Origin of the sequence: Anoxynatronum sibiricum (genome assembly GCF_039414295.1) — a bacterium.
Taxonomy (GTDB): Bacteria; Bacillota; Clostridia; order Peptostreptococcales; family Tindalliaceae; genus Anoxynatronum; species Anoxynatronum sibiricum.
The window spans coordinates 113,835-130,669 of sequence record NZ_JBCITM010000010.1 but is presented as its reverse complement, the minus strand read 5'-3'; the positions used below and the strand labels follow the sequence as shown (position 1 = coordinate 130,669).

The 16,835-nt window shown below is 53.0% G+C and carries 19 protein-coding genes; all 19 read left to right on the top strand.

The genetic code is table 11. The features are described 5' to 3' along the window. Positions 1–49: 49 nt before the first annotated feature. The 19 genes from AAIG11_RS11095 to AAIG11_RS11005 all read left to right on the top strand — a co-directional run bounded on the left by AAIG11_RS11095 (position 50) and on the right by AAIG11_RS11005 (position 16,819). Positions 50–283 (top strand): hypothetical protein, encoded by a 234-nt coding sequence (locus tag AAIG11_RS11095; protein ID WP_343186315.1) that lies wholly within the window; start codon positions 50–52, stop codon positions 281–283. A 181-nt stretch (positions 284–464) separates the two neighbouring features. Then, entirely contained in the window at positions 465–1,445 is a 981-nt protein-coding gene (locus AAIG11_RS11090) for a helix-turn-helix transcriptional regulator (protein ID WP_343186314.1), read from the top strand. 179 nt (positions 1,446–1,624) lie between these two features. Next, positions 1,625–1,774, top strand: a complete 150-nt coding sequence (locus AAIG11_RS11085; RefSeq protein WP_343186313.1) for a Flp family type IVb pilin — start codon at positions 1,625–1,627, stop codon at positions 1,772–1,774. Between the two features lie 59 nt (positions 1,775–1,833). After that, positions 1,834–1,998: a Flp family type IVb pilin gene (locus AAIG11_RS11080; protein ID WP_283410115.1), complete on the top strand. Its 165-nt coding sequence runs from the start codon at positions 1,834–1,836 to the stop codon at positions 1,996–1,998. 93 nt (positions 1,999–2,091) lie between these two features. After that, positions 2,092–2,604, top strand: coding sequence for an A24 family peptidase (locus AAIG11_RS11075; protein WP_343186312.1), 513 nt, complete (start codon positions 2,092–2,094; stop codon positions 2,602–2,604). Positions 2,605–2,617: 13 nt separating this feature from the next. Next, entirely contained in the window at positions 2,618–3,037 is a 420-nt protein-coding gene (locus AAIG11_RS11070) for a TadE family protein (protein WP_343186311.1), read from the top strand. Positions 3,038–3,044: 7 nt separating this feature from the next. Further along, positions 3,045–4,067: a pilus assembly protein TadG-related protein gene (locus AAIG11_RS11065; protein WP_343186310.1), complete on the top strand. Its 1,023-nt coding sequence runs from the start codon at positions 3,045–3,047 to the stop codon at positions 4,065–4,067. Positions 4,068–4,084: 17 nt separating this feature from the next. Beyond that, positions 4,085–4,819: a Flp pilus assembly protein CpaB gene (gene cpaB / locus AAIG11_RS11060; RefSeq protein ID WP_343186309.1), complete on the top strand. Its 735-nt coding sequence runs from the start codon at positions 4,085–4,087 to the stop codon at positions 4,817–4,819. A gap of 43 nt (positions 4,820–4,862) precedes the next feature. Continuing rightward, positions 4,863–6,089: a CpaE/TadZ family protein gene (locus AAIG11_RS11055; protein WP_343186308.1), complete on the top strand. Its 1,227-nt coding sequence runs from the start codon at positions 4,863–4,865 to the stop codon at positions 6,087–6,089. A gap of 12 nt (positions 6,090–6,101) precedes the next feature. Next, complete coding sequence (locus tag AAIG11_RS11050) at positions 6,102–7,472, top strand: TadA family conjugal transfer-associated ATPase (protein WP_343186307.1); 1,371 nt, start codon at positions 6,102–6,104, stop codon at positions 7,470–7,472. Between the two features lie 23 nt (positions 7,473–7,495). Continuing rightward, positions 7,496–8,458: a type II secretion system F family protein gene (locus AAIG11_RS11045; protein WP_343186306.1), complete on the top strand. Its 963-nt coding sequence runs from the start codon at positions 7,496–7,498 to the stop codon at positions 8,456–8,458. A 36-nt stretch (positions 8,459–8,494) separates the two neighbouring features. Beyond that, the gene (locus AAIG11_RS11040; protein WP_343186305.1) at positions 8,495–9,415 is read left to right on the top strand and encodes a type II secretion system F family protein; all 921 of its coding nucleotides are present in this window, start codon (positions 8,495–8,497) and stop codon (positions 9,413–9,415) included. A 68-nt stretch (positions 9,416–9,483) separates the two neighbouring features. Continuing rightward, entirely contained in the window at positions 9,484–9,831 is a 348-nt protein-coding gene (locus AAIG11_RS11035) for a DUF192 domain-containing protein (RefSeq protein WP_343186304.1), read from the top strand. Then, the gene (locus AAIG11_RS11030; protein WP_343186303.1) at positions 9,831–10,802 is read left to right on the top strand and encodes a HAMP domain-containing protein; all 972 of its coding nucleotides are present in this window, start codon (positions 9,831–9,833) and stop codon (positions 10,800–10,802) included. Before AAIG11_RS11035 ends, AAIG11_RS11030 begins: the two co-directional genes overlap by 1 nt. A 56-nt stretch (positions 10,803–10,858) precedes the next feature. Beyond that, positions 10,859–12,004, top strand: coding sequence for a sensor histidine kinase (locus tag AAIG11_RS11025; protein ID WP_343186320.1), 1,146 nt, complete (start codon positions 10,859–10,861; stop codon positions 12,002–12,004). Between the two features lie 144 nt (positions 12,005–12,148). Next, the gene (locus AAIG11_RS11020; protein ID WP_343186302.1) at positions 12,149–12,817 is read left to right on the top strand and encodes a response regulator; all 669 of its coding nucleotides are present in this window, start codon (positions 12,149–12,151) and stop codon (positions 12,815–12,817) included. A gap of 196 nt (positions 12,818–13,013) precedes the next feature. Next, complete coding sequence (locus AAIG11_RS11015; protein ID WP_343186301.1) at positions 13,014–15,050, top strand: hybrid sensor histidine kinase/response regulator; 2,037 nt, start codon at positions 13,014–13,016, stop codon at positions 15,048–15,050. A gap of 178 nt (positions 15,051–15,228) precedes the next feature. Beyond that, a complete protein-coding gene (locus AAIG11_RS11010) occupies positions 15,229–15,831 on the top strand; it encodes a TetR/AcrR family transcriptional regulator (RefSeq protein WP_343186300.1) in 603 nt (200 codons plus the stop codon). 112 nt (positions 15,832–15,943) lie between these two features. Beyond that, complete coding sequence (locus AAIG11_RS11005) at positions 15,944–16,819, top strand: universal stress protein (RefSeq protein WP_343186299.1); 876 nt, start codon at positions 15,944–15,946, stop codon at positions 16,817–16,819. The last annotated feature ends 16 nt before the right edge of the window (positions 16,820–16,835 follow it).

Genomic DNA, 16,835 nt, shown 5'->3' with positions numbered 1-16,835 from the left:
TTGTCAGCACTTCCTTTCCTCCCTATAAGCTTAGTCACTTAATAGGGTATTGTTTAAGGTTTGCGCTGGCAATTACTTTTTTGTATTTCTGATTGCCATTTATTGTATTTTTAGATTACCAAATACAAATAAAAATGAAAATTTCGCGAACGGACGAATGGCGAGGAATATTTATGATGATTTGGTTATGAACCATGCAAGAAGAGTTGTAAGTATTGATGATGTGGGCCGTGAAGAGTTATCCTTGCTGTCTGATAAAGATTTTGTGCTTTCGATACAGTGATTCAGCATATTTTCAGAACATAGTTGTGTCATGTTTTATTGTAAGATAGTGTTAGGGTAGTTGTTAGAGGCCTCCTTCAAAAGTATAGTTGAAAAACGAAGCTGCAGAGGAGGAAAATGATGCCCCCTGAAAACAAGAGTAAATGGAAGAATATTTATGAATAATAAAGAGGGAGGATACCATGGAAATCAAGGGAGATAAGCCCTATGGCTTGCTGCATCTTTACGAAACCCTCATGGCAAGAAACGTGGTGAATCGGGAAGAAATGGCTCTTCGATTGGGGGTCAGCACCAAAACCATCACTCGATACATTCAGGATATCAACAGTTTTCTGGCAGAAGAAAAGACAATGCATGTGGCCTATAGCCGTCAGCAGAAGGGCTACGTGCTGGCAGATACCCAAGCAGCCCACCTGTCCCGGGAAGATGTGTTAGCCATTTCAAAAGTCCTCTTGGAAAGTAGAGGCTTTAACCAGGTGGAAGTTAACAGCTTGCTTCAAAAACTCATGCAACAATGTACTGCTGAAGATCGGGGCATGATTAAAAAAACCCTTCAAAGTGAAATGAATGGCTATGTAGAACCAAAGCATGGGCAATCGCTTATTACCCGTATCTGGGAAATCTCTCAAGCCATCAAAGAACAGCATATCATGGAAATCGAGTACACTAAAATTGGCCCAAGGGGCAAAATCGAGTCTGAACCAGTGAAAAGAAACGTTGAACCCCAGGGCCTTCTCTTTTCGGAATACTATTTTTATCTGGTGGCCATGATTGCCGGAAAAGACTATGAGTTTCCGGCAATCTATCGATTAGACAGAATTCAGGAATACACCATTCTGCCGAAGCATTTTCGGGTGGCCTACCGTGATCGGTTCAGCGAAGGTGAGTTCAGAAAACTGGTGCAGTTTATGCAGGGCGGCAACCTTCAAACCATCACTTTTCGCTTCAGGGGAGAGTCGGTGGAAGCTGTACTTGACCGGCTTCCCCATGCAGAAGTGCTGGAAGAAAAGGAAGGGGTGTATGTGATACAGGCAAAAACCTTTGGAAGAGGAATTGTCATGTGGCTGTTGAGTCAGGGTGAAGGGGTTGAAGTGTTGAAACCGCCGAGCTTGAGAGATGAAATGAAACAGCGGCTGGAAAAAATGCAGCAGGTGTACCTATAATCAACAGACCCAGGACCAAAGGTCCTACGAAATCACCGCAAGTCCCAGACTGATTGGGACTTGTTTTTTTATTCAAACCAGACAAATGATTCATGTGCGTCGATTTAATCCCCCGTATAATGAAATCATTCACCACATCGAAAAAGGAAATCTGGAGGTGACGCCCACTGAAACCAATGATGAAATTGCTGATGGAGGAATCTGGCCAGGGACTGGCAGAATATGCCCTGATTCTCGCTTTTGTTTTTCTGGCGGTACTCACAGCGCTGGGAGCTTTGGGAAACAGCCTTCGGGAATCATTCATCAGGACGACAGAACTTTTTGATTGATGGGATTTGAGTCGCGAGACGGGTTCAAAAACAAAGGAAAAAATGAGGAGGTCAACAACATGATGGAAAAAATGATGGCATTGGTAAAAGACGAAAGCGGACAGGGCATGGCGGAATACGGACTTATTTTGGCACTGGTGGCTGTAGTGGTCATCGGCGCACTCATCGCTCTGGGCAGCGGTGTTGGCACCAAAATGCAGGAAGTGGCTGACGAACTGCAATAATTCGCTTCAGAGGATGAACATGAAGCCAATGGAGAAAGACCCTGACAATCTGGCTCAGGGTCCTTTTTCTACCAGGGAAAGGATGGAAGACCCATGAAACCCACAGATGTGATCTTGCTGGTCACCGTGATCATTTGCCTTGTCACCGACCTGAAGGAACAAAAGATTTACAACAAGGTGTTGCTGCCGGCGCTGTTGCTGGGGCTCGCGGCCAACACGCTGGGGCAGGGCTTATCCGGCCTGGCTGCCAGCATCCTTGGGCTTTTGGCAGGGATGGGGCTGCTACTGATTCCCTTCATGATGGGGGGCATCGGAGCCGGTGACGTGAAGCTGCTGGGTGTCATTGGCCTTTTGAAGGGGCCGGCTTTTGTGTTTCAGGCCTTTCTCATGACAGCCCTGGCCGGGGGTATCATCGCCCTGGTACTGCTGGCCCACAAGAAGGCCATGGGAGAGACTTTCCGCCGGCTGGGAACCGCTCTGATGTCACTGCTGCTGATGATTCCCCGGGGAGCGGTGCTGGAAACCCTGCAGCATCCCCGGGCCATCGCTTTTCCGTATGGCATTGCCATTTCGGCAGGTACTTTTCTGGCATATTTTATGGGGTAAAGGTGGGAAAAGCATGAAACGACGAAGGAACGGATCCATGAAAGGATTTCAAAAGGAAAATGGCCAGTCACTGGTGGAACTGGCGCTGATCTTACCCATCATCGTCTTGCTGCTTTTTGGCACCGTGGAGTTCGGTCGGGTGTTCTACTCGTACATCACCGTCACCAGCGGGGTACGGGAGGGGGTGCGGGTGGCGGCCATTGGCAAGAATGATGCAGAGATCGAAGCCCGCATTCGGGAGGCCGTCACTCTGGCAGAAAGTGACACCCGGCTGCAGATTCTCAGCATCACCCCCGCTGAGGGAAGCCGGCCGCCGGGGGTACCGGTGACGGTGGAAATTCGCTACAACATGCCGCTGATCACCCCCCTCATCGGCGATTATCTGCCCAACCCGGTGCCCCTGACGGCATCGGCTACCATGCGCAGGGAGTGAGATGGCGATGAAGGAAAAAAGCATGACGGGGGGAACCCCCCTTCACACACAACTGAATTTGAAACGCCGGATGAAAAATCAGATGAAAACTCGGATGAAACGTTGGATGACAGGCCTGCTGAAACAAGAGCAGGGGTCGGTGCTGGTGCTCTTCGCCGTTTTTCTCATGGCTGCCTTTGGCTTCAGTGCCCTGGTCATTGACCTGGGAGCCCTGCGGCTTGAGAAGAGCCGCCTGGTGAATGCAGTGGATGCCGCTGCCCTGGCCGGTGCCCGGGAGCTGCCTCAGACGACGGTGGCTGAAGCCATTGCCAAAAGCTACGCCGCTTACAATGACGTGGAAGCATCGGCAGTCACCGTCACCTTTGGGGAACAGAGCCGCCAGATCACCGTCACCGCCACCCGTGACCGCAGTTTTGTCTTCGGGCCGGTGATCGGCGTTTCCAGCGGCACCGTTACTGCCAGTGCCACCGCCCAGTACGGCGCGGTAAGCGGCGGCAGGGGCATCGTGCCCTTCGGCATTCCCGAACAGGAACTGACCTACAACACACTGTACACCCTGAAAGCCGGGTCAAAGGATGATTACGGCCCGGGCAACTACGGCGCTCTGGCCTTGGGACTTCCGGGAGCAGCATCCTACGAGAATAACATCAAATATGGCTACAACGGCATCATTCGGGTGGGGGATGAGATTCCCACAGAACCGGGAAACATGTCTGGTCCCACCACCACCGGGGTGAACTATCGCATCAACCAGTGCCAGCATTCACCAGCCTGCACCCACGAAAATTACAAACCCAACTGCAGCCGGGTGATGATTGTGCCCATCTATGATCCCCAGACACTTCAGGGACGAACCACTGTCATTGTGGTGGGATTTGCCGCCTTTTTCGCCCAGGAGGTGGAAGGCAGCGGCAACAAGAACAATGTGAAAGGCTATTTTCTGGAACGTGTTCCGCCGGAAGGCATGGAATATGAAACCGACCTCAACCAGGACTATTATGGGCTGGCAGCCGCCAGACTGATTCAATAAGAGAGCAGGTGCAAACCATGAGAAATAAACTGATTTTATTGCTGGCCATTCTCTTTGGCGCCATTGCCGCCTTTGGAGCCTTTCAGTACATGCGCACCGTGGAAGCCACCTACCAGCTTTCCGGTAACTACACTCAGGTGGCCACCGCCAAGCAAACCATTCCTGCCCGGGCCACCATTCAGGGAAGCATGCTGGAATTTGTGGAAGTGCCGGTGGAGTATGTGATGCCCGGTGCCATTCTGGACCCGGCAGACGCTGTGGGCAAGCTGGCCCGCAGTGATATTTTCCCCGGTGAGCAGGTGATGACCCAAAAGCTCATGTCTCGGGAAGACCAGCAGGGAGGCCTGGCAGTGAAGGTGGCAGAGGGCAAACGGGCCGTTTCCATTCCAGTGGGGTATGTCAGTGCCCTCCACGGGCTTCTGGAAGTCAACGACCTGGTGGATGTGCTGGTCACCTTCCGCTACGAAGTGGAAACCCGCAACCCGGAAACCGGCAGCACCGATGAAAAAACCTACACCGCCACCTCCACCATCATTCATCATGTGCCGGTACTGGCCATTGATGCCCGCATGGTGAGCGGGGCAGACAAACCGGGAGAACCGGAAACCGTCACCCTCATGGTGGCACCGGAAGAAGCCCAGCAAATTGCCCTGGCCATTCAGTACGGCAGCATTCAGTTGTCTCTCCGTTCGCCGGAGGATGACCGGGTGGTGGTGATTCCCATGGTGGGTGTGGAAGGATTAATGCGCTAAACCAGCCAAAAAAGTGAACCAGCCAAGAGAAGGAGGAAATCCCATGACACCCATTCGGGTTCTGGTGACAGACGATATCGCCAATACACGGGAAGATATCAAGCGATTGCTTTATTTTGAAGATGATATGGAAGTGGTGGGCGAAGCCGGCGACGGCCACGAAGCCGTGGCCCTGGCCATGGATCTGAAGCCGGATGTGATTCTGATGGATGTCAACATGCCCGGTCTCGACGGCATCGGTGCCACGGAGGAAATTTCCATGAAGGTGCCTGAATCGGCCATCATCATTGTCTCCATTCAGGGAGAACAGGAGTACCTGCGCAAGGCCATGGCCGCCGGTGCCCGGGAATACATGGTGAAACCCCTCACCTCTGCCGAACTGGCAGAAACCATTCGCCGGGTGCACCAGAGCCAGCAGCGGCGCAACCTGCAGTTTGGCGGCGGCGCACCGGTGAAGGAAACCACCCAGGAACGCTACGCCAAAAAAGGCAAGATTGTCAGCTTTTTCTGTACCAAAGGCGGCGTGGGAAAAACCACCCTGGCCTGCAACCTGGCCGTGGCACTGGCCCGGCAGACGCAGAAAAAAGTGGCTCTCATTGACCTGGACCTGGCCTCCGGCGACGTTTCAGTAATGCTGAACGTGGCAGCCAAGGGCAGTGTTGCCGACCTGGTGCAGGATGAAAACGGGATGGATCTGGGCCTCATTGAAAGCTACATGGTACCCCATCTAACCGGGGTTCAGATTCTGGCCGCCCCCTCCAGCCCCGAGCAGGGAGAACTGGTGGAGGCCGACCATGTGGAAAAAATTCTCAAAATCCTGCGGAATCATTATGACTACATTCTGGTGGATACGGCGCCTTCTTACAGCGACATCAATCTCAATGTGCTGGATGCCAGCGATGTGATTGCCCTGATGCTGAACCAGGAACTGACCACCCTGAAACATGTGAAATCGGCACGGGAAATTTTCGCCACCCTCAAGTATGCCGGCCGCACCAGTATTGTGCTGAACCAGCAGAACCGGGAAGGCATCAAGGTGAAAGACCTGGAAACCACATTGGACACCCACCTCACCGCCGCCATTCCTGAAGACCAGCGGGTGGTGCGCACCGCCATCAACAAGGGCCAGCCTTTTGTCATCAGCCAGCCCAATGCCGGTGTGTCCATCAGTGTGATGAACCTGATGGAAGAACTGAACCTGCTGGAAGGCGACAAGAGCCGCAGCAGCCGAAAGAATAAAATGGTCGTTAACCGTTTGTTTAACTTTTAGGAGTGATGGGGCATGTCATTATTACAAAAGCTGGAAAAGAAAAAAGAAAAAGACCGCAGCCAGGAAGAACAGCAGCCGAAAAATCTGGTGGAACTGGCAGACCCCCATGCGGCCTGGAAGCATGAGCTTCACGGCAAAATTGTGGACAAGCTGAAAAACGCCAAGCCCGATGAAAAGGAAACAGAGCAGGATTCGGAAAAAGCCGTGGTCAAGCGCATTGAAGAGCTGGTGGACCAGCTGGTGCAGGAAACCGGCACCGAGGTGCACCTGCGGATGGACCGGCTGCGGCTGAAGCAGGAAATGGTGGATGAAATCATCGGCTATGGCCCCATCAATCCCCTGCTTCAGGATGAAGCCGTGAGCGAAGTCATGGTCAACGGCCCCCGCATGGTGTACGCCGAGCGGAACGGAAAGCTGGAGCTCACCGGGGTGCGGTTCAGGGATGACGACCATGTGCTCAATGTGATTGAACGCATCGTGGCTCCCATTGGCCGGCGCATCGACGAGAGCAGTCCCATGGTGGATGCCCGCCTTCCCGACGGTTCCCGTGTGAATGCCATCATCCCCCCGTTGGCCCTCAACGGCCCCACGGTGACCATTCGTAAGTTTGCCACCGATCCCTTCACCGTGGAAGACCTGATCAACTTTGGCACCCTCACCCGGGAGATGGCTGAATTCCTCGATGCCTGCGTCAAGGGGCGGCTGAATATCATCGTTTCAGGAGGCACCGGCAGTGGTAAAACCACCACGCTGAACGTGATGTCCTCCTTTATTCCCGACAGTGACCGCATTGTCACCATTGAAGATGCGGCGGAAATACAGCTGCGGCAGCCCCATGTCATCACCCTGGAAAGCCGCCCGCCCAACATTGAAGGCAAGGGAGCCGTCACCATTCGTGACCTGGTGAAAAACTCCCTGCGGATGCGCCCCGACCGCATTGTGGTGGGAGAGGTGCGCAGCGGCGAAGCGCTGGATATGCTCCAGGCCATGAACACCGGCCACGACGGTTCCCTCACCACCGGCCATGCCAACACCCCCCGGGATATGATTTCCCGGCTGGAAACCATGGTGCTCATGGCCGGCATGGACCTGCCGGTGCGGGCCATTCGGGAGCAGATTGCCTCGGCGGTGGACCTGATCATTCACCAGAGCCGCCTGCGGGATGGTTCCCGGCGCATCACCCACTTAACCGAAGTACAGGGGATGGAGGGGGATGTGATCACCCTGCAAGACCTGTATCTCTTCAAACAACACGGTGTTGATGAACGGGGCAAAGTCATGGGAGAATTTGTGGCCACCGGCATTCGACCCAAGTTCACTGAAATGCTGGAATCCAATGGGATTCAACTGCCCCATACCCTTTTCAACCCATCCATTTTTTAGTATCAGAGACAGGCGGTGTCCTCATGAATCCAACCATGTTATCCATATTGATTTTTCTCACCGGCTTTCTGCTGGTGTTGGGGCTGCACCAGGCCCGGCAGCCCGTCGGCCCCAGTGTGGCCAAACGGGTAAAAACCATCAGCGGCAGTGAAGACGGGACGGCTCCCAATCGAAAGGAAGACACCAAAGACCTGCCCCGAAAACTGCTGGCAGCCTTTGGCAGCCTGGGGCTGTTGAACCGCATGGGCCGGGGCATGGACAAACAGCTGGAAGAATCCGACGTGCCCCTCAGCGGCGGCGAGTTCATGGCCCTGGCCCTGGTGAGCATGCTTATCACCTTCCTGTTTTTCTCCGGTGCCACATTGAATCCCCTGGTGGGGTTGGCCGCCGGCGCCATCATGCTCTTTGTTCCCTTCTTTCTGGTGAAGCGGGCCCGGGCCCGGCGGCTGACCAGCTTCAATGCCCAGATCTGCGATGCCCTCACCATCATGTCCAACTCCCTGCGGGCAGGCTTCAGCTTCATGCAGAGCATGGACATGGTGCGCAAGGAAATGCCTGAACCCATCAGCAAAGAGTTCAGCCGCACTTTCCGGGAAGTGAACCTGGGAGCCTCCACCGAGCGGGCCCTTCAGAACCTGAGCCGACGGGTGAACAGCGATGACCTGGATCTGGTGATCACCGCGGTACTCATCCAGCGGCAGGTGGGGGGCAATCTGGCAGAGGTGCTGGATAAAATTGCCGAAACCATTCGGGAGCGGGTGCGACTGCAGGGGGAAATTAAAACCCTCACGGCCCAGGGCCGGCTGTCGGGAATGGTCATCGGGTTTCTGCCGGTGATACTGGCTTTTTTCATGCTGCTGGTGAACCCCAGCTACCTGATGGAGCTGATCACCCACCCGGTGGGCCGGGTGATGCTGCTCATGGCAGTGGCCGGTGAGATGGTGGGTTTTCTCTTTATTCGAAAGATTGTCCGTATCCGGGTGTAGTCTGCCTTTGACAGGAGCGGTGGAGGAGGAATGAACATGTTTGTGGCCGTGACCATGGCGGGAGTGTTTGGCATGACGGGAACCCTGTTTCTGCTGCTGCACCGTGCCGTGTTTGGAGAAAAAATGCGCATGTCCCAGCGTATGGATCATGTACTGGGAGAAAAGGAAGTGCCCATTCGCAAACAGGAACTGTCAGCGCCGCTTTACCAGCGGATGTTTCGGCCGGTTTTGGGGAAATCTGCCAACCTGGTGCTGGCAGTGATTCCCTTCACCCGGGAGGCAGATCTGGATAAAAAGGTGATGGAGGCCGGCCGTCCCGGCAACCTGAATGCCCGGGAGTGGATGGTGATCAAAACCCTTCTGGCCCTTGCCTTTGCAGGGCTTTGCTGGATCTTTTTTCAGCAGACAGGCCGGCCGGTCTGGCAGGCAGTGATGATGATGGTGCCCCTGTTCTTTGTTGGCTGGTTCATCGTTGACTCCTGGCTCTCGGGGCGGGTGCGCCGCCGGCGGGATGAAGTGCAGCGGGCTTTGCCCGATCTGTTGGATTTACTGACAGTAAGTGTGGAAGCCGGTTTGGGATTTGAAGGGGCTCTCATGAAAATCGTGGAGAAAACCAACGGATTGCTGTCCGATGAATTTCTCACGGTGCTCCGGGAAACCAAAATGGGCAAATCCCGGCGGGATGCCCTGAAAGACATGGCCGCCCGGCTGAACGTGGACAGCCTCTCCAACTTTGTGGGCTCCATCGTACTGGCGGAGCAGCTGGGCATCAGCATTGGCAACGTGCTGCGCATCCAGTCAAAGGAAATGCGGCAGAAAAAGCGGCAGCGGGCGGAAGAAACCGCCATGAAAGCGCCCATCAAAATGCTGATTCCCATGGTGATGTTCATTTTCCCCGCCATCTTCATTGTCCTGTTAGGGCCGGCCGTGCTGCAGATCATGCGGGTGTTCCAATAAAAGTGTCAAATGCGATGAAGATAAGGGATCTGGTAAGGAGTAGTCTTGGAAATCGGGGAGGGAGATCAATGGCGGAGAGAATCATCACACCTGTGGCGCGGGTCATCCATGCCAATACTTTTTTCAGCCGCCTCAAAGGGCTGCTGGGTACCCGGCAGTTGCCGGCGGATACCGGTCTGCTGCTGGAACCCTGCAGCAGCATTCACACCTGGGGAATGGGGTATGCCATTGACGCACTCTTTCTCGATGATCACAACCGGGTGCTGCAGGTGGCTGACACCCTCCCCCCCAATACTTGGGGCCAGAAAATGCCCGGTGCCTGCCGGGTGCTGGAAATGGCTGCCGGCAAGGCTCGTCGGCTGGGGATTCAGCCGGGGGATGTCATTGATCTGATTATAAGAAAAGAGGGAATCTGATGAAACGCATGACTGTCAAAAAACGAAAAGGCTTTTCGCTCACCTTTAAAGTAAGCATGACCATCACCCTGCTCATCACATTTTTAATGCTGGGGATGGGAACCATGACATATTTTATGAATCAAAGGGTATTAATCCAACAGGAAACACGGCAAGGGAAGTCCATTGCCATGTTTGCAGGCGAAATCATGGAAAATGCCATGACAGCAAGTGACACCGAACCCATGTTGTCTGTCATTTCGTTCATGAAACAGGACCCTAAAATCACCCAGGTTTACGTAACTAATGTAAAAGGGGAGATGATGGCCCATGACCAGCAGGAGCGTCTGGGGAATCACATGCAATCAAGGGCGCTGAGTGCCGCCGTGGAGCAGGGTGTGTTGCAGGTACAGCAAACCACCAGCGAAACCGGCGACCGGCCGGTGCTTCTCTTTGTGGTTCCTCTGGCGAATGCCTTGGGTCAGACAGCGGCCTATCTGCATTTCACCACCGACCTGTTGCCCGCCCAGCAGTTTCTCATGGAAAGTGCCCTTCAGTGGGTGAAAATTTTTGTGGGCGTGGTGCTGGTGAGCCTGGTGCTCATTCGAGTCATCATTGTGAAATCGGTGGGCAAACCGGTGAAACAGCTGCTCACTGCCACTGAACAGGCAGCGGTGGGAGACTTCTCAGGCGAACTGGAGCCGGCGGCAGCCGATGAGCTGGGGCATCTGGCAGAAGGGTTTAACCTGATGAATCGCCAGCTGGGCGTGTTATTCCGCTCCATTTATCAGACGGTGGAAGAAATGGATTATGCCTCCAAACTCATTGTCAACCGGTCAGAAACCATGGCGGCAGCAGACGATTCATGGAGTGTCGATAAGCAGCAGGAGTGGTTGCGGGAAATTCTCTCCAGCGGCAAGCGGCTGACCCGGGTATCTCAAAAACTGCAAACTTTCCTGAACCAGTTCCAGGTGAAAGACGAACGATCGTAAGGCAGGGAACCCACCAACTTGAACGCATGATGCCGGAGGCGATTCCCGTGTTCGATATGAAGAAACTTGAAAATGTCATCGCCAACACCATTGAGGCCGTAGAGCGGGGAAAAGCAGATCTTTTCAGACTGGAAACAGATGTGCGCGATGAGTATGATCGGTGCCTGCGGCAGCTGTTGGACATCAAAATTCGCATTGACCGGGTGATTGGCGAAGTGGATCGCCTGGAAGATGAATCCCGTAAACTGCGAAACCAGCTGATGGTGGTGAACCGGGATTTTAACCGGTACAGCAAAGAGGCCATCAAGGAAACCTATGATGCCGCCCATGAGAAAATGATGGAGCTGATGCAGAAGCGGGAGACAGAAAAAATCCTGCGGTTGCAGCGGGATCATCTGGCACAGAACCTGCGCACTCTGGAAAATGCCAAAAAACGATCGGAAGATCTCATCAGCAGTATCAGCATGGCCCTGAAGCTCCTCACCCACGATTTGACAGGATACTTCAACCAACTGGGAGAAGTGCAGCATACCAACAATGTGGGACTCTCCATCATCAAAGCACAGGAAGAAGAACGCCGCCGGGTGGCCCGGGACATTCACGACGGGCCGGCCCAGAGCTTCGCCAACATTGTGATGCGGGCAGAATTCTGCCTGAAGCTGATGGATGTGAACCCAGACCAGGTGCGGGATGAACTTCAGGACCTTATGTGGCTGGTGAGGGGCAGCCTGGAGGATGTGCGAAAAATCATCTTTGACCTGCGCCCCATGTCTTTGGACGACCTGGGGCTGCTGGCCGCTGTAAAGCGGTATACAGAACAGTACATGGAAGACTACCAGATTCATGTGGAACTGAACGTGATGGGGCGGGAGCAACGGGTGGATAACTCTCTTGAAATCGCTCTTTTTCGCATTATTCAGGAATCCCTCACCAATGCCCGCAAACACTCGGGAGCGCCAGAGGTGGTGATCACCATTGAGTATCATAAAGACCGCATCAACCTCATGGTGCGGGACAACGGTCGCGGCTTTGACATGGCCAAGGTGCGTGAGGAAAAGCAGGGAGTCAGCTTTGGCCTCACCGGCATGGGTGAACGGGTACACTTGCTGAAGGGAAAATTTGATATTCGTTCGGCGCCGGGCAAAGGCACTCAGGTGCTGGCATCCATTCCCATTGAGGGGGAAAATGGAGCAGAAGCATGAAGCAGCTGAGGGCAGAAGAGACACGAAGACGTTCATTGAAGAAAATGGAAGAAGCCACTGGATGAAGCTTATAAAAAGAGAGAAGTTAAGAAGATAAGAGAAGATAAGAAGCTGATGAAAGAAGGAAGCAAGGTGGTGAACAGCATGAAAGCAGTTGAGGAACCGGTCATTCGAGTCATGATCGCCGATGACCATGCGCTGATTCGCCAGGGTCTGATGAAGGTATTATCCCTGGAACCCACCATTCGCGTTGTGGCCGAAGCAGAGAATGGACAGGAAGCCATTGACAAAGCCCTCACCCTGGATTTAGATGTGATTCTCATGGATATCAATATGCCCCGGGTGGATGGCATCACTGCTGTGAAGAAAATCCGGGCGCATCACCCCCAACTGCCCATCATTGCGCTGACCATTCATGATCAGGAAGAGTATCTGGTGGAGTTGATCAGGGCAGGGGTTTCAGGCTATGTGCTGAAAGATGTGCGACCCGATGAACTGGTGAATGCCATTCATCAGGTATGTCGGGGAGAATCCTATATTCCCCAGGTGCTCATGGGAAAAGTGTTGAAAGAGCTGAACAGGCTCTCCAGCGCTGTTCAGGAGCCGGACCCCGACCGGTTGACGGTGCGGGAGCTGGAGATTCTCCAGGAACTGGCCCTGGGGCTGAGCAACCGGGATATTGCCCAAAAACTATTTATCAGTGAAAAAACCGTTAAAAATCATTTGACCAGCATCTTTCAAAAGTGTGGTGTCACCGACCGCACCCAGGCGGTGCTCCACGGTCTGAAAAACAATTGGATTCATCTGGCATAAACAGCCTTACAGCACTTATTCTGCGTCTGAGGATGAAGACAAGTCCCTTGCCTTCATCGTGGTTTATCGACAGTCTGAGTACCTGTTTCCGTTTTGGGAACAGGTGCTTTTCTTTTGGGTTTTATGTTAGTGAATGTTCCAGATGGGGTATTCACCCTATGATTGAAACGAGACCGCAAAGGATGGGGTGATCTTGATGCCAGGGAGAACGCACCAGTATTTTTATTCAAAAGGCAGTCGATATTCCCGCAGAGCCCAGCGTGACAACGCTTTTTCACAGAATGCACTGCTTCGGGCTAAAATGGCATTGGAGGCGGCGCAGGAGGGTATTTGGGACTGGAACCTGGTGACCGGTGAAAATATGATTTCTGAAAGCTGGGCCCAGATGCTTGGCTTCACTGCCGACGAAGTTCGTCATACCTACGATTTTTTTCTGACACACGTTCACCCTGAAGATTTGAAGCGAATGGAAAAAATCCGGGAGCTGTACATCAAAGGCGAGCTGGCACATTATCATTCGGTTTTTCGCATGAGAACCAAAGAGGGACAGGAAAAATGGATCCTCTCCCGGGGCAAGACAGTGGAATGGAATGAACATGGTCAACCGACCCGCATGGTGGGCACCCATCAGGATATTACCCGGCGCAAGCAGGCCGAGATATCACTGCGATATCAGAAAAGTGTGCTGGAATCATTGTTCAGATATTCTCCCGAAGCCCTGGCCCATCTGAACACTCGTCAGGAAATCGTGAGAATTAATCAGCAGTTCACCCGCCTTTTCGGCTATACAGAGGCGGAATGTGTGGGGGTTTCCCTGGATCCGCTCATTACAGATGAAGCCTTGCTGAAGGAGGCGGCATTAGTCTCCTGCCGGACACAATCCAATGAGTTTGTGGAGATGGAGTCAGTGAGGGTTCGCAAGGATGGCAGCCGGGTGCCGGTGATTGTCAGAGGCGGACCGGTGATTGTGGATGATGAAATTGTGGGATACCAGGCGATTTATACCGACATCACCCAGCGAAAAAAAGAAGAGCTGGAGCTGCGGGAAGCCAAAGAGCGGGCAGAAGCAGCCAGCCAGGTGAAAAGCCAGTTTCTCTCCAATATGAGCCACGAAATTCGCACGCCCATGAATGGCATTTATGGTGCCGCCATGATGCTGGAAAGCACTCCCCTCTCCCAGGAACAGCTGGAACTGGTGAACATTCTGACAGAGTCGGCAGGGCGCATGGTGGAAACAATGAACAACCTGCTGGATGTGGCTCGGATTGAGTCGCAGCGCATCGAACTGCGGGAAGAGGTCTTTGAGCTGATCCAAACCCTGGAAGAAGTGATGGAACCTTTTCGGGTGTTGGGGGAAAGCAAAAACGTGCCATTTACCTTTGAAGCGTCGGAGGCCTGCCGGGTAAAGGTGGTGGGTGACCGGAGCAAGCTGACCCGGGTGCTGTATCATCTGCTGAGCAACGCCTTCAAGTTCACCGAAACGGGAAAAGTAACCCTGGAGGCAGAACTGGTTCAGTATGAGAATCCTTTTGGCATTTATCGATTCTCCGTGGCGGATACGGGGATTGGCATTGCCTCTGAAGACCAGCAGAAGCTCTTTCAACGGTTCACCCAGCTGGATGACTCCTATTCCAAGTCATATCAGGGAACCGGCCTGGGGCTGGCCATCGTACAGAAACTGGTGGAGCTCATGGGGGGAACCGTGTCTCTCTCCAGTGCGCCGGGAGAAGGAAGCCGCTTCTATTTTGAAGTTCCCCTGCGTGTCCACGAACTTCATGCAGGAAACGGAGAGGCAGCCAGCCAGAAACAACAATTTTTCCCCCATTTAAAAGAAAGCATTCGCATTTTGGCTGTGGAAGATGACGAAATCAGCCAGATTCTTCTTCGAAAAATATGCCGCAAGCTGGGGGCCCAAGTGGATTTGGCTCAGGATGGCTTCGAAGCCATTCGCATGTTCGGAACCACGGCTTATGACTTGGTACTCATGGATGTGCAACTGCCCACCATCAGCGGCATTGAAGTGACTTCGGTCATTCGATCCTTCGAGAAAAAATTTGGGGAACGCACCCCCATCATCGGCATCAGCGCCCACGCACTGAAACAGGATAAAGAGCGGTGCCTGGCAGCAGGTATGAACGACTACCTGTCAAAACCCATTGATATGGAGAAGCTGTATCAGGTGATTCAGGAATGGGTGGTGGCCCAGGACTCAACGTCAGTATTGCCGGAATAAAGCGGTCATTGGCTGTCGAATAGTTGTTGAATCTAAAAAACGAAATTTGTTGCTGCAATCCAAGTGAAATGAATTTATTGCTGGTTTTTTGTTTATTGAAACTGTTATACTTGTTCCGCATATCTGAGATATGGTACACTGAAAATTGAAAATAAATGACGCTCGCGTCATTAAAGAGGTGAAAGAAGTGCCAAAAATTGTGGACTACGAAGCCAAAAAACGCATGATCATGGAAAAAGCAGTGGATTCCTTTTTACAAAAGGGTTTTCACAACACCCACCTGGTGGATATCACCAGCGCCTGCGGTATTGGACGCACCACCATTTATCAGTATTTTCGTAACAAGGATGAAATATTGCAGTATACCATTGTTCACCTTTTTGAGTCGCTGCGGGAAGATTTTCGGATCATTCTGGCCGACGAGGCAGAAAGTCCCCTGCAGACCATTCGCAAATTGATTCCGGCTATTCTCAGGGAATACGACAACAATCGGAAGCTGGTGGTGCTGGTGGACCTCTGGCTCATTATGATTCGGGAAGAGCATCCGTCCATTGAGCTGGTGAACGATCATATGGCACAGATTCGTCACACCTTTCAGGAACTGCTGGATCAGGGCATAGAAAAGGGCGAAATTCGGGAAATGCCCACGCCCAGTATGGCCTTTACCCTGTACGTGCTGGTGGAATCTTTTCTGATTCATCTGGCACTGCATCAGGGAGAAGATGTGCAAAAGCACATCGGAAGCGTACAGTTGCTGCTGGACAGCCTTCAGGCATCGTAACCATTAGGAAAAAGCCGCATCTTAAAACAAACATCACAAAAGCCTCTTCTTAAAAGCCGGCCTTGATGGGTATATAGCCATTAAGGTGATAAGCTTGAGAGGGGGTTTTTTGATGCTGATGAAAAAAATACTGCTGGCCACCGATTTTTCACCGCCGGCCCAGGAACTCATGGCCTGCCTGGCAGAACTGAAGGCACAGGGAATGGAAGAAGTGGTGCTCTTTCATGCTGTCAGCATTGTGAGAGCGCAGGGAAGTGCCCTGGAGGTGCAGCGCCACTACGAAGAACGGCTGCAAAAGGAAAAAAAACGGCTGGAAGCAGAAGGGTATCAGGTGAGTATTCGGGTACCCATGGGATTTCCACCAGAAGAAATCATTAACACAGCGGTGGAAGAAGGGGCTTCACTAATTCTAATGGGCTCCCATGGGGGCGGCATGATCCGCAGCCTATTTTTGGGAAGCACCACCTTCGATGTGGTTCGTCTCAGTCCGGTACCGGTATTGGTGGAAAAATTCAGAGATGTGAACCGAAAAGACTACACCCCGGTGTGCCGGCTGAAATTTAACCGGATTTTGTTTCCCACCGACTTTTCTCCCTGTGCCCGGCAGGTGTGGCAGGAGCTGATGGCCATGGCGCCCCATATTGATTCGGTGGTCCTGGTGTCGGTGGTGCAAAAGGTTCGGGACGAAGCCATGTGGCAGGAACTGCGGAATCGGAACGAGCAGGAACTGCAGCAAATGAAAAAAGAAATGGAAGCGGCAGGTTGTGAAGTGGCGGTTCATCTCACTGACGGTACTCCCTCCCGGCGTATTCTTGAAATTGCCGATGAAGAAGCGATCAGCCTCATTTTGATGCCCCGGCGGGGGGAAGGCTTTATTCAACAGCTGTTGCTGGGCAGCACTGCTGAAGCTGTGACCCGCCAGTCAAAGCAGCCGGTGTTGCTGGTACCCTGCGACACCCATGTGATGAATGGAAGTGGTTTGCTGTGAACAAGAATCTGAAGAG